Annotated in this window: 13 protein-coding genes; 1 reads left to right on the plus strand and 12 read right to left on the minus strand. The window is 62.7% G+C overall.

Annotation, left to right across the window (positions count from 1 at the left end):
• Positions 1 to 38 precede the first annotated feature (38 nt).
• Positions 39 to 1,190: a ribonuclease D gene (rnd, locus tag G6N74_RS25255; protein ID WP_165120774.1), complete on the plus strand. Its 1,152-nt coding sequence runs from the start codon at positions 39 to 41 to the stop codon at positions 1,188 to 1,190.
• A 157-nt stretch (positions 1,191 to 1,347) separates the two neighbouring features.
• Here the strand turns inward: rnd and G6N74_RS25260 are convergent, their stop codons facing one another.
• The 12 genes from G6N74_RS25260 to ehuA form a co-directional block, all read right to left on the minus strand.
• Entirely contained in the window at positions 1,348 to 1,767 is a 420-nt protein-coding gene (locus G6N74_RS25260; protein WP_165120775.1) for an MAPEG family protein, read from the minus strand.
• Between the two features lie 31 nt (positions 1,768 to 1,798).
• Entirely contained in the window at positions 1,799 to 2,338 is a 540-nt protein-coding gene (locus G6N74_RS25265) for a hypothetical protein (protein ID WP_165120776.1), read from the minus strand.
• A 5-nt stretch (positions 2,339 to 2,343) separates the two neighbouring features.
• A complete protein-coding gene (gene guaB, locus G6N74_RS25270; protein ID WP_165120777.1) occupies positions 2,344 to 3,846 on the minus strand; it encodes an IMP dehydrogenase in 1,503 nt (500 codons plus the stop codon).
• A 189-nt stretch (positions 3,847 to 4,035) separates the two neighbouring features.
• A complete protein-coding gene (gene doeB / locus G6N74_RS25275; protein ID WP_376767751.1) occupies positions 4,036 to 5,043 on the minus strand; it encodes a N(2)-acetyl-L-2,4-diaminobutanoate deacetylase DoeB in 1,008 nt (335 codons plus the stop codon).
• A 6-nt stretch (positions 5,044 to 5,049) separates the two neighbouring features.
• Positions 5,050 to 6,231 carry an ectoine hydrolase DoeA gene (gene doeA / locus G6N74_RS25280; RefSeq protein WP_165120779.1) on the minus strand — a complete coding sequence of 394 codons (1,182 nt, stop codon included), beginning with the start codon at positions 6,229 to 6,231 and terminating at the stop codon, positions 5,050 to 5,052.
• A 40-nt stretch (positions 6,232 to 6,271) separates the two neighbouring features.
• Positions 6,272 to 7,264 carry an ectoine utilization protein EutC gene (gene eutC, locus G6N74_RS25285; RefSeq protein WP_165120780.1) on the minus strand — a complete coding sequence of 331 codons (993 nt, stop codon included), beginning with the start codon at positions 7,262 to 7,264 and terminating at the stop codon, positions 6,272 to 6,274.
• Positions 7,261 to 8,256: a hydroxyectoine utilization dehydratase EutB gene (eutB, locus tag G6N74_RS25290; protein ID WP_165120781.1), complete on the minus strand. Its 996-nt coding sequence runs from the start codon at positions 8,254 to 8,256 to the stop codon at positions 7,261 to 7,263. The genes eutC and eutB overlap by 4 nt, the downstream gene beginning before the upstream one ends.
• Positions 8,257 to 8,262: 6 nt before the next feature.
• Positions 8,263 to 9,042 carry an ectoine utilization protein EutA gene (gene eutA, locus G6N74_RS25295; protein ID WP_165120782.1) on the minus strand — a complete coding sequence of 260 codons (780 nt, stop codon included), beginning with the start codon at positions 9,040 to 9,042 and terminating at the stop codon, positions 8,263 to 8,265.
• Between the two features lie 5 nt (positions 9,043 to 9,047).
• On the minus strand, positions 9,048 to 9,704 hold the full coding sequence (ehuD, locus tag G6N74_RS25300; RefSeq protein ID WP_165120783.1) for an ectoine/hydroxyectoine ABC transporter permease subunit EhuD: 657 nt from the start codon (positions 9,702 to 9,704) through the stop codon (positions 9,048 to 9,050).
• A gap of 2 nt (positions 9,705 to 9,706) precedes the next feature.
• Positions 9,707 to 10,366, minus strand: coding sequence for an ectoine/hydroxyectoine ABC transporter permease subunit EhuC (gene ehuC, locus G6N74_RS25305; protein ID WP_165120784.1), 660 nt, complete (start codon positions 10,364 to 10,366; stop codon positions 9,707 to 9,709).
• A gap of 177 nt (positions 10,367 to 10,543) precedes the next feature.
• A complete protein-coding gene (gene ehuB / locus G6N74_RS25310; RefSeq protein WP_165120785.1) occupies positions 10,544 to 11,398 on the minus strand; it encodes an ectoine/hydroxyectoine ABC transporter substrate-binding protein EhuB in 855 nt (284 codons plus the stop codon).
• A 66-nt stretch (positions 11,399 to 11,464) separates the two neighbouring features.
• Positions 11,465 to 12,250: an ectoine/hydroxyectoine ABC transporter ATP-binding protein EhuA gene (ehuA, locus tag G6N74_RS25315; protein ID WP_119818398.1), complete on the minus strand. Its 786-nt coding sequence runs from the start codon at positions 12,248 to 12,250 to the stop codon at positions 11,465 to 11,467.
• Positions 12,251 to 12,316 lie beyond the last annotated feature (66 nt).

Below are 12,316 nucleotides of genomic sequence, written 5' to 3' on the forward strand. Positions count from 1 at the left end.
AAAGGAAATGTCGTTGCTTTTCAGGTCAAAGAAATTTCATGCATGTCATAACGACCCAGCAAGAACTTGAAACCGCCGTTGCGGCGTTGGAAAAGTCCGCTTTCGTCACCGTCGACACCGAGTTCATCCGTGAAACCACCTTTTGGCCGGAACTCTGCCTGATCCAGATGGCCGCTCCCGGCGTCACCGCGCTGGTCGATCCGCTGTCGCCGGGCATCGATCTCAAACCGTTTTTCGCACTGATGGCAAATGAGGCGGTGATCAAGGTTTTCCACGCCGCCCGGCAGGATATCGAAATCATCTTCCATCTCGGCGGGCTTATCCCCCACCCGGTGTTCGACACGCAGGTGGCGGCGATGGTCTGCGGCTTCGGCGACAGCGTCTCCTACGACCAGCTCGTGCAGAAGATCACCGGGACCCATCTCGACAAATCCTCGCGTTTCACCGACTGGCGCCACCGGCCGCTGTCGGAAAAGCAGCTCACCTATGCGCTGGCCGACGTCACCCATCTGATCGACGTCTACCAGCACCTCCAGGCCCAGCTCGAGCGCGACAACCGCGCCCACTGGCTGAACGAGGAAATGGAGGTGCTGACCTCCCGCGAGACCTACGATCCGCATCCAGACGATGCCTGGAAGCGCCTCAAGATGCGCCTGCGCAAGCCTGTCGAGCTCGCCGTGGTGCAGGCGGTTGCCGCATGGCGCGAGCGCGAGGCGCGCGAACGCAACGTGCCGCGCGGGCGCGTGCTGAAGGATGACGCCATCTACGAGATCGCGCAGCAGCAGCCGCGCGACGCAATGGCGCTGTCGCGCTTGCGCACCGTGCCTAAAGGCTGGGAACGGTCTTCCACCGCAACGACGCTTCTCGAAATCGTCAACGCAGCGCTCATCATCCCGAAGGAACAGATGCCGAGGCTGCCCAAGGTCATCCAGGCACCCGAAGGCACCAGTGCGGCGGCCGAACTGCTGAAAGTGCTGCTGCGGCAAGTGGCCGAAAAGGAAGGCGTGGCCGCCAAGGTGCTTGCGTCCAGCGACGACATTGACCGCCTCGCTGCGGACGGCGAAGAAGCCGACGTGCCAGCCATGCATGGCTGGCGGCGCGAAGTGTTCGGCGACATCGCCGTGCGCCTGGTTCGCGGCCAACTCGCGCTCAAATTCGAACACAAGAAGATTACGCTGTTCGAAACCTAATAGAATTGTGATTCTGGGCATGTCGAGATTCAGGTCAGGGCGAGCCGAGAATGCTGGATTTCGAGAACCGGAACGGAGCGTACGTTTGGGTACGTGAGTACCGGAAGCGCAGAAAGCCGGCATTCGCAGGCCGTCATCACCTGAATATCGATATGCCCTAGACGACCGCCAGCAGATGCAGCGCAAACCAGATCCAGAGCGCGGCCAACGCGAAAAAGCCGACCGAGAACGCTGGCTGACGATAGCGAATGCGATTGCCCGTCAGATGCACCCACGCATGCACGTAGCGTGAAATGGCAAAAAGCCATGCCAGCACCACGGGCACATAGGCGACGCCGCTCGTGACGAACAGCGCCAGGCAGACGACGTGGAACAGAATCGGAAGCTCGAACTGGTTCATCAAATTGTTCGAGGCGGTGGCGCTGCTTGACGGCTCGTCCGTGCGGCCACGGAATTGCGAGGTCTTCGCCTCGCCCGACTGCACCGCGTTGTAACGCCGCTTACCCACGACCGCATAGACGATGTAGACCAGCACCACATGGGCAATGACCGGCCAGAAGATTGCCGTCGGATTCATGGTCGCGCCTGCCTTTCCGGAACGAACAACCTCAGTTCTCTTTCTGGCCTGCCAGAAACAGCGCGGCAATGACAATGATCGGAATGGCACCGAGCGCGAATTTCGCAGCGATCAGGCCGGACGCCAGCGAAAGCGTATCCGGATTGGCCGCGATCGGGTCCGACAGCACCCGCGCGACGGCCAGGTTCTGGGCGTAATCTGCGACAGTGTAGGGCAGCACCATACCGAGCGCGAAACTCGAGCGTGCGTTTTCGGACAGGTCCGAAAACCGCCGGAGCCGGTTTCCGGCGGCCAGAATCAAGCTGACCAGCGTTGCGGAAAACAATGCCGGAAACAGAAGGTCGAACGTCAGATAATGCCAGACGAGAATGTTCTCGCTGCCGCGGCGCCCCAGCGCCGTCAGCCACTCCATGCCTTCATCGGGCGTGAAGCCGAAATAGCGCATGTCGAGCGACGGCAGCCCGCCGCTCAGGCCGCGGAAATAGAAGAATTCCAGCAAGGTCATTGCGGCAAAAACACATGCCGAGGCAACGCAGAGCGCCCCGGCATGCCGTGCCAGTCTGGCAATCATCAGCTTCAGAAGCCGCCGGGATAGTTCGGGCTTTCGCGCGTGATGGTCACGTCGTGGGTGTGGCTTTCACGCAGGCCCGCATTGGAGATGCGCACGAAGGTGGCGCGCTCGCGGAAGTCTGCAAGATCGCGGCCGCCGACATAACCCATCGCAGCCTTCAGGCCGCCGGCAAGCTGATGCAGCACGCCTGAGACCGGGCCCTTGTACGGCACCTGACCTTCGATGCCTTCGGGAACCAGCTTCAGCGTGTCGCGCACTTCCGCCTGGAAATAGCGATCGGCCGAGCCGCGCGCCATGGCGCCGACCGAGCCCATGCCGCGATAGGCTTTGAACGAGCGGCCCTGATAGAGATAGACCTCGCCGGGGCTTTCGTCCGTGCCGGCCAGCAGCGAGCCGACCATCGCCGCACTGGCGCCGGCAGCCAGTGCCTTGGCCAGATCGCCGGAATATTTGATGCCGCCATCGGCGATGACCGAGACGCCCGATTTATAGGCCGTCTCGACCGCCGACATGATGGCCGACAGCTGCGGCACGCCGACGCCCGCGACGATGCGCGTGGTGCAGATCGAGCCCGGGCCGATGCCTACCTTGACGGCGTCCGCACCCGCATCGATCAGCGCCTGCGTGCCCGCGGCGGTCGCCACATTGCCGGCCATGATGCGCACCGAATTCGACAGCTTCTTGGCGCGGGTGACGGCGTCCAGAACGCGCTGCGAATGGCCGTGCGCGGTGTCGATGACCAGCAGATCGACGCCGGCATCGATCAGGCGTTCGGCACGCTCGAAACCGTCCTCGCCGACGCTGGTTGCAGCGGCGGCGCGCAAGCGGCCCTGCGAATCCTTGGTGGCATTCGGGTTGAGCTGCGACTTCTCGATATCCTTGACGGTGATAAGGCCGACGCAATTGCCGCTCTTGTCGACCACAACCAGCTTCTCGATGCGGTGCTGGTGCAGCAGCCGCTTGGCCTCGGTCTGATCGACGTTCTCCTTGACCGTGATCAGGTTTTCCCTGGTCATCAGCTCATAGACCTTCTGCGCCGGATCGGTGGCGAAACGCACGTCGCGATTGGTCAGGATGCCGACCAGCCGGCCGACGATCTGCCCGCCCGAGCCGCCGTTTTCGACCACCGGAATGCCGGAGATGCCGTGATTGCGCATCAGCGCCTGCGCATCGGCCAGCGTCGCATCCGGCCCAATCGTGACCGGATTGACGACCATGCCCGATTCGAACTTCTTGACCTGGCGTACCTGCTCGGCCTGCTCGGCAGGCGTGAAATTGCGGTGGATGACGCCGATACCGCCGGCCTGGGCCATGGCGATGGCGAGGCGCGATTCGGTCACCGTATCCATGGCTGCGGAAAGGATCGGAATGTTGAGTTCGATGTCGCCAGCGATGATGGTGCGGACATCCGTCTCGCCGGGCATGACTTCCGAATGGCCGGGCTGCAGGAGCACGTCGTCAAAGGTAAGCGCCGTGGCGCCCGTTGCGGTTTCGATGATTTTTGCCATGGCCAGCCCTTGATGCGTTAAGCCAGCGCTGGCTCTGTCGAGCTGCGCAGACTCTATCTTTCCCTTTCAGGATTGGCACGGGCTGGTAACACGTCTCGTCGCCGATGAAAAGCGTGGGGCGTGCGGATTCGCTATCGTATCACCAGCTTCCCGCCACTGGACGAGGCGGGAAGAAGAACGCGCAGGCGATCAATCGACCAGCACGGCGACCACTGCCGCGCAATCACCCGGCTTGACCAGCCCCGGAAAATGCCGGGCAGTGAGGATGCCGGAAAGCTTGGCCTTGATCTCGGCCGGCGCCTGCCCGGTGCGGCCAATAGGATGGATGCGAGCGACCACCTGCCCTGCCTCGACCGCCTCGCCAAGATCGACCAGCGGCTCGATCATGCCTTCGTCCTCGGCGAAGGAAAAACAATCGCCAGACGGCATGTCGAGCCATTGCGTCGGCTGGCTTTCCACCGCACCACCGACGATGCCGGCATGGCGAAGCACGTTGAGCGTGCCGCGTTTGGCGATACGTACGGTTTCGGCTCGCGACGTGCCGCCACCACCCAGTTCGGTCGTGACAAAGATCTTGCCCATTTCCTCGGCGGCGGTGTCGTACATGCCGACCGCGTCGATCTCCAGCATGCGCATGGAGAATGGCGCGGAGAACGCTTTTACCGCCGCGAATGCCTGCTCTTCCTGCCTCTTGTCGGGAAGGATGTGGGCGGCGCAGAACGGAACGAAATCAAGCGTTTTGCCGCCGGAATGGAAGTCGAGAACGATATCGGCGCGCGGCAGCAATTCGCGCTGGAAATAGTCGGCGATCTTTTCCGTCACCGTGCCGTCGGGGCGACCCGGAAAGCTGCGGTTCATATTGCCCTTGTCGATCGGCGATGTGCGCGTGCCGGCGCGGAAGGCCGGATAGTTCATCGCCGGCACGATGATGACCGTGCCGGAAACATCCTTTGGGTCGAGCGTGCGGGCGAGGTCAAACAGCGCGATCGGCCCCTCATATTCGTCACCGTGGTTGCCCCCGGTCAGCAGCGCCGTCGGCCCGCTACCGTTCTTCACCACGGTCAGCGGGATCATCACGGAGCCCCAGGCGGAATCGTCGCGGCTGTAGGGCAGTCGCAGGAAACCGTGCTGGACGCCGGGTTTGTCAAAGTCGACGGTAGGCGTGATTGGTGAGGGGCGAAGCGTTTTCATGAGCATCGCCGATCAATTCTTCACGAAAAGCTGGCGCGGCACGTTGGACAGGCATTCGACGCCGGTCTCGGTGATCAGGATGCTTTCAGTGATCTCCAGCCCCATCGTTTCCAGCCACAGGCCGGTCATGAAATGGAAAGTCATGCCGGGCTTCAGCTCGGTCTTGTCGCCGGGGCGCAGGCTCATCGTGCGCTCGCCCCAATCCGGCGGATAGGAAAGCCCGATGGAGTAGCCGGTGCGGTTGTCCTTGACGATGCCGTATTTCTTCAAAACCGCGAAGAAGGCATTGGCGATGTCCTCGCAGGTGTTGCCGGGCTTTGCTGCAGCAAGGCCGGCCTCCATGCCCTCCAGCGTCGCCTTCTCGGCATCGAGGAATTCCTGCGTCGGCTTGCCGAGAAAAACGGTGCGCGACAGCGGCAGGTGATAGCGATTGTAGCAGCCGGCGATCTCGAAGAAGGTGCCCTCGCCGCTCTTCATCGGCTTGTCGTCCCAGGTCAGGTGCGGCGCGGACGCATCGGCGCCTGACGGCAGCAGCGGCACGATCGCCGGATAGTCGCCGCCGATGCCGTCGACGCCGCGCGTGCCGGCGTCATAGATCTCGGCGACCAGATCGCATTTGCGCATGCCGACCTCGATCTTGTCGACGATGCGCTGGTGCATGGCCTCGACGATGCGCCCGGCCTTGCGCATATAGTCGATCTCCTGCGTGCTCTTGATCGCGCGCTGCCAGTTCACCAGCGCTGTCGTGTCGACGAAACGGGCATTCGGCAGATGCTTCTGCAACGCGGCGTAAGCGGCGGCCGAAAACCAGTAATTGTCCATCTCGACGCCGATGGTGAGCTTGTCCCAGCCGCGCGACGTAAGCGTTTCGGACAGGAAGTCCATCGGATGGCGCTCGGTCGACTGCACGTAATGGTCGGCGTAACCGACGATGTTGTCATGCGCGAGATAGGCGGTACGCTTGGCGCCGTTGGCGTCCTGCCCGCGACCGTACCAGACCGGCTCGCCCTGCGGCGGAACGATGACCGCCTGATGCACATAGAACGACCAGCCATCATAACCGGTCAGCCACGCCATGTTCGAGGGATCGCTGACGATCAGCAGGTCGACGCCCTTGGCTTCCATGGCGCGCCGCGTCTTGGCGAGGCGATCCGCATATTCGCCGAGCGAAAATTTGAGGTTTGGTCCGGTCATTCTCTGTCGTTTCCTCGTGTTTTTGGGCCGATGGCCAAAATCAGCTTTCGAAGGTGGTGCCGGCACCTGCCGCCTTGGCGCGGTCGCTTGCCAGCGTGGCGATGGCCGTGTCCTGCACCCCGGTGCCGGTGAGGTCGGCGACTGTGATGTGCCGATCCGACGCGCGGCCCGGCTTCGCTTTCGCGATCACCTCGCCGAGTTCAGGGAAAGTCCTGCTCTCCTCGACCAACCCGGCTTTGATCGCATGGTGCAATTCGCCCAGCAGCCGCGTCTGGCTCAGCCTGTCGGCGATATAGAGGTCGGCCTTGGTGATGATCGCCGGATCGAGTTCGTTCTTGTGCTCCGAATCCGAACCCATGGCGGTGATATGCTGTCCCGGCTCCAGCCATTCGGCTTGCAGGATCGGGCGATCGGAAGGTGTCGTGGTGACGATGATGTCGGCGCCAGCAACCGCTCTTTCGGCGTCGGGTTCGGCGCGCACCACAATTCCAAGGCGTTCCGCAAATTGTTTGGCCGCGACCTCGGCCTTGCCCAGATCACGCGCCCAGATCCGCGCTTCCTTGATGGGGCGCACCAATGTCAGTGCCTCAAGCTGCAAGCCGGCCTGAACGCCTGCGCCAAAAATCGCGGCAACCTGCGAATCCTCACGCGACAGATGCTTGGCCGCAACCGCACCGGCGGCGGCCGTGCGCACGTCGGTGAGATAGCCATTGTCGAGCAACAACGCCTCGACCAGACCGGTCTGGGCAGAAAGCAGGACCATCATCCCGTTGAGGCTCGGCAGCCCAAGCTTGGGATTGTCGAAGAAGCCGGGGCTGATCTTGATGGCGAAACCCTCGATGCCCGGCACATAGGCCGTCTTCACATCGACCTCGCCGCGATGCTCGGGTATGTCGAGCCGCAGGATCGGCGGCATGGCGACCGCTTTTGTCGCCAGCGCATGAAAGGCGTTTTCGACGCAGGCGACCGCTTCCAGATCGAGCGTGACGATCTTGCGCAGATCGGCTTCGGTGAGGATGGTCATGCGGCTCATGCGGCGATCTCCGCAAACGGGTCGCGCTCGCCGCAGACGATCCTGCGATGCAATTCCATGTCGATGTTGCGCCCGGACAGGACGAGCACCACCGGCCCGCTCGACGTGATCTTGCCGGCCAGCAGCGCGCCGATGCCGACGGCCGCTGCCCCTTCGATGACCTCGCGCTCGACCGCATAGGCGTGCCGGATTCCGGCTGCTATCTCGTCTTCGGACAGCAGCACCAGATCGTCCAGTAGGTTGCGGCACATAGCAAATGTCAGGCGATTGTCGAGCCCGATGCCGCCGCCGAGCGAGTCGGCAAGGCTCTGCATTTCCTCGACCAGAACAGGCCGACCGGCGTCGAAACTGGCCTTCATGGCAGCGCCCCGTTCCATAGAGACGCCGATGATTTTTGCGGAAGGTTTGAGCCCCTTTACGGCAGCAGCGATGCCGGCTCCAAGCCCCCCGCCCGAAACCGGCACCACCACCGTCGCGGCATCCGGCACGTCGTCGAGCATTTCCAGCCCGATGGTTCCCTGACCCGCGATGACCGCCGAATGATCGAACGGCGGTACCATCACAAGTTGCCTTTCGGCCACCAGACGGTCAACCTCTTCTTGCGCGTCGTCCTGGGATTTTCCAACGATTAGTATCTCCGCGCCGAGCCTGCGGATTTCATCGACCTTGTTCTGCGGCACCATGCTGGACATGCAGATGATCGCGCGAATGCCTTCCAGCGAAGCCGCGTAAGCCAGCGCGCGGCCATGGTTTCCGGTCGATGCGGCCACCACGCCGCGATTCCTTTCATCCGCCCCAAGTGATGCAACGGCGTTGGAAGCACCGCGCAACTTGAATGCGCCGGTGGTCTGGCGGTGTTCGAGCTTCAGGAAAACCGGCACGCCGGCGATCTCCGACAACGCCACGGACTGCACGGTGGGCGTGTGGACAACCTTGCCGGCGATGCGTGAACGCGCGGACTGGACGTCGTGAAGGGTTACAAAGTCGGTCATGGCAAATCAGTCCGCCGCCAGCGGCATGGTCATCAGCCGGCCGAGTTCCGGACGAGCCTTCTCGTCTCCGCACAGGCGCAGGCAGTTCCAGGCACTGGCAAGATTGCTGGTAACGACGGGCCTGCCGATAGCGCGCTCGATGTCGGCAGCAACGCCCGCAGCCCGCAGCGCAGTGCAGGAAATGAACAATGCATCAGCATCCGGCGAGGCGACTTCGCGCGCCAGATCGACGAGCAGCGCCGGCGGAATCCGCGCCATCTCGCGATCATCGTCGAAACCAAGGCAGGTGAAGTTGACGAGTTCAAAACCGTGGCCGGCGAAATAAGCCGCCATCGACCGGCTCGTCTCGACCGTATAAGGCGTCAGCACGCTGATTTTGCTGACGCCGAGCGCCCGCAGGCCGCGCACGCTGGCCAAGGTCGGCGTGACGACCGGCACACCCGGCTTTGCCGCCTGAATGGCCGCTGTTATTTCGTCGTCGCCGATCACCGCCGAGGCAGAGGTGCAGGAATAGCAGATCGCGTCGAGTTCCTCGCCCGGCAGGATCAGCCTTGCACCCTCGGTCAGCGACGGCTGCATCTTGCGCAGGTTTTCCGGCGTCGTCGGATTGGCGTAATCTATGCGGGCGACGTAGACGCCGATGCGCGGGCCGGCGACCATGCGCTGGAAGTCGACCTCCGATGTGTGGTCGGTGGCAAGCGCGATCAGGCCGACGCGCTTCGCCATCGGGCGATCGTCGAGCATCGGGCGCGCCTGGCTCATCCTGATTTCGGGCAATGGTTTCATGATCTTCAACCTATCCGCCCATACCGCCGTTCCAGCCAGCGCAAAGCGAAGACCGAGATCAGGCTGATGACAAGGAAGAATACACCGACCATGGTGATCGGCTCGACATAGCGGTAGCTGGAATTGGCGACGCTCTTGGCCTGGTTCATCAGCTCCAGCACAGTGATGGCCGAGAGCAGCGGCGTTTCCTTGAACATGGCGATGAAATAATTCGCCAGCGCCGGGATCATCGGCGGCAGAGCCTGCGGCAGGATGATCTGCGTCCAGGTCTGGCGCGCGCTCAGATTGCAGGCCTTCGCCGCCTCCCACTGGCCGCGCGGCACATTGTCAATGCCGGCGCGGTAAACCTCGGCGGTGTAAGTGCCGTAATGCAGCCCAAGCCCGATCACGCCCGCCACCATCGGCGACAGCGTGATGCCGATATCGGGCAGCACATAGAAGATGAAATAGAGCTGCACCAGCAGCGGCGTGCCGCGAATGAACTCGGCGAGAAAGCCGACCGGCCGCGACAGCAGCTTGTTCGGCGAGCGGCGCGCGAGCGCAATGCCGAGCCCGACGACTGCTGCCAGCACCGAGCCGAGCAACGTTGCCAGAATCGTGATCTTCACGCCCTGGATAAGGGTCGGCATGATCTGCCAGACGAAATCCCAATCCCACTCCATGGTCAGCTCCTCACGCCGTCAAGGCCGCGTGCCATGCGCCGCTCGAGCGCGCGCATGCCGTAGGAAATCACGCAGGCGATGGCGAAGTAGAGGATCAATATGGTGGTGAAGGGCACCAGCGTGTTGCCGGTCTGGGCGCGCACCACCTGCGCCTGAAAGGTCATGTCGGTCAGCGAGATCAGCGAGACGACGGCGGTCGCCTTCAGAAGCTCGATCGCATTGTTGCCGAAGGTCGGCAGCATCAGGAGAAACGCCTGCGGCAGGATGACATGGCGCATCGCCTGCCAGCGGCCGAGATTGAGCGCAACGCAGGCTTCATACTGCTCGCGGCCGATCGATTGCACCGCGCCGCGCACCACTTCGGCACCATAGGCGCCGACATTCAGGCCCAGCGCCAGCACGCCCGCCTGCAGCGGCGTCAGCGTAATGCCCATGAACGGCAGCACGAAATAGGCCCAGAAAAGCTGGACGAAGATCGAGGTGCCGCGGAAAAATTCGATATAGGTCGTGGCCAGCGCCCGCACCGCCCAGAAGCGCGACAGGCGGCCGAGCCCCGCGGCAAAAGCCATGACCAGCGCAAGTGCGGAGCCCATCACCGTCAGTTCGACGGTGACGACTGCGCCTTGCAGGATGAGGCCTAGATATCCGGACCAGTCGATCATGAATTCAGCGGTTTCCCAGATCGGTGATTTCGCGCGAGCAGCTCCTTCTCCCCGTTTACGGGGAGAAGATGCCGGCAGGCAGATGAGGGGCAGAGCTAGCCTGGCAGAATTGATGCTGCCCCTCATCCGGCCCGTCGAGCCACCTTCTCCCGTGAACGGAGAGAAGGAAGAGGTGCCCTACTTCGCCGCGCAGAGCTTTTCGCGCGTCGTCGACATCGCGGCCTTGGCCGAGAAGCCGTAGGGCTCGATGATCTTGGCGAATTCGCCCGATTCCTTCAGCTTGGCGAGTTCGACATCGAAGGCATCGCGCAGGGCTTCGTCGCCCTTCTTGAAGGCCGCGCCATCGCAATAGACCGGCGCACCGACGACCGGGGCGACGACTTCGAGGCTCGGATCGTTGGCCTTCTTGACGAGATCGTTGATCGACAGCACCGGCAGCGAATAAGCGTCGATGCGGCCGTCCTGCAGCATCTTCAGGCCGCTCTGGCCGTCCGGAACAACGATGACGCGGTCACGCGGCACGCCAGCCTCGAGCGCCAGCTTTTCCTCGGTGCCCCCGCCGGGCGCGCCGATGGTGCCCGACGGGTCCTTGGCAATGTCGGCATAACTCTGGAAACCCTTCGGGTTGCCCTTCTTCAGCAGGAAGGCTTCGGCGTCGCACAGTACGGGCTCGGAGTAAGCGACCGCAGCGCAACGTTCCGGCTTCATGAAAAGTCCGGCGGTGACGGCGTCATGGCGGCCGGCCTGCAGACCGGGGATCATCGCGCCATATTCGGAGATCGAGGCCACGACATCGGCAACGCCGAGACGCTTGAACACTTCGCGCGCCACGTCGGGCGCCGCACCCGAAACCTTGCCGTCCGCGCCGACCGCGGTGAAAGGCGGCTCGTTGGCGATGGCAATGCGGGCAAACCCTTGAGCCTTCAGTTGCTCAAGCTTGCTGTCGTCGGCCGATACCGGCCCGGTTGCGACAAAGGCGGCGACGGCGGCCGCACACGCAGTTCCTGCCAATAAAACTTTGATCTTGTTCATAGTTCCCAGCTCCATTCGGTTTCTTGTGGTTTTATTTCGAGCGGCCCCGCCGCCCATGCATTGCGGTCAGACGCGGTGTCCGGCCGCTATGATCTTTCTGAGGAATGCCTGCGTGCGTTCCTGCTTGGGATGGCGGAAGATGTCGTCGGGCTTGCCCTCCTCGACAATCTTGCCGCGATCGAAAAACAGAACACGGTCGGCGAAATCATGGGCAAAGCCCATCTCATGCGTCACCAGCAGCATCGTCATGTCGGTCTCGGCCGCCAGCTTGCGCATGACGTTCAGCACTTCCTCGACCAGTTCGGGATCGAGCGCAGAGGTGACCTCGTCGAACAGCATGATCTTCGGCGACAGTGCCAGCGCACGGGCGATCGCCACGCGCTGCTTCTGGCCGCCGGAAAGCTGCGCCGGCATCGACTTCGCCTTGTCGGCCATGCCGACCATGTCGAGCAGCTCCATCGCCCGCTTTTCCGCGTCGGCTTTTTTCACGCCCTTGGTCAGCATCGGCGCCAGCGTGACGTTTTCGATGACGGATTTGTGCGGAAACAGGTTGAACAGCTGGAAGACCATGCCGATCTTCTGGCGCATTCTGGCCAAATGCCGCTCGTCGGCCGGCAGCAGCTGGCCGTTGCGCTCCATATGGTAGAGATGCTCGCCGTCGATCTGGATGTGACCGCCATCGATGCTTTCCAGCGTCATCAGGATGCGCAGGATCGTCGTCTTGCCGGAACCGGACGGGCCGATCAGCGCCAGCTTCTCAGCCGGCTTGACCTCCAGCGAGAGGCCGTCGAGCACCTTGAACGAGCCGAAGCTCTTGGTGATGCCGTCGATCTTGATGATAGGCTGGGACATGTGTCTCTCCTGTTGGGAGAAGCGAATGCCCCGAACGATGGGGAGTTTATGAAATCATGTCAATTC

Origin of the sequence: Mesorhizobium zhangyense (assembly GCF_011045115.1) — a bacterium.
GTDB lineage: Bacteria > Pseudomonadota > Alphaproteobacteria > Rhizobiales > Rhizobiaceae > Mesorhizobium_M > Mesorhizobium_M zhangyense.

Bases quoted from the DNA above. Each gene is read 5' to 3' on its own strand.
- rnd (WP_165120774.1), top strand. From the start codon at position 39: ATGCATGTCATAACGACCCAGCAAGAACTTGAAACCGCCGTTGCGGCG.
- G6N74_RS25260 (WP_165120775.1), bottom strand. From the start codon at position 1,767: ATGAATCCGACGGCAATCTTCTGGCCGGTCATTGCCCATGTGGTGCTG.
- G6N74_RS25265 (WP_165120776.1), bottom strand. From the start codon at position 2,338: ATGATTGCCAGACTGGCACGGCATGCCGGGGCGCTCTGCGTTGCCTCG.
- guaB (WP_165120777.1), bottom strand. From the start codon at position 3,846: ATGGCAAAAATCATCGAAACCGCAACGGGCGCCACGGCGCTTACCTTT.
- doeB (WP_376767751.1), bottom strand. From the start codon at position 5,043: ATGCTCATGAAAACGCTTCGCCCCTCACCAATCACGCCTACCGTCGAC.
- doeA (WP_165120779.1), bottom strand. From the start codon at position 6,231: ATGACCGGACCAAACCTCAAATTTTCGCTCGGCGAATATGCGGATCGC.
- eutC (WP_165120780.1), bottom strand. From the start codon at position 7,264: ATGAGCCGCATGACCATCCTCACCGAAGCCGATCTGCGCAAGATCGTC.
- eutB (WP_165120781.1), bottom strand. From the start codon at position 8,256: ATGACCGACTTTGTAACCCTTCACGACGTCCAGTCCGCGCGTTCACGC.
- eutA (WP_165120782.1), bottom strand. From the start codon at position 9,042: ATGAAACCATTGCCCGAAATCAGGATGAGCCAGGCGCGCCCGATGCTC.
- ehuD (WP_165120783.1), bottom strand. From the start codon at position 9,704: ATGGAGTGGGATTGGGATTTCGTCTGGCAGATCATGCCGACCCTTATC.
- ehuC (WP_165120784.1), bottom strand. From the start codon at position 10,366: ATGATCGACTGGTCCGGATATCTAGGCCTCATCCTGCAAGGCGCAGTC.
- ehuB (WP_165120785.1), bottom strand. From the start codon at position 11,398: ATGAACAAGATCAAAGTTTTATTGGCAGGAACTGCGTGTGCGGCCGCC.
- ehuA (WP_119818398.1), bottom strand. From the start codon at position 12,250: ATGTCCCAGCCTATCATCAAGATCGACGGCATCACCAAGAGCTTCGGC.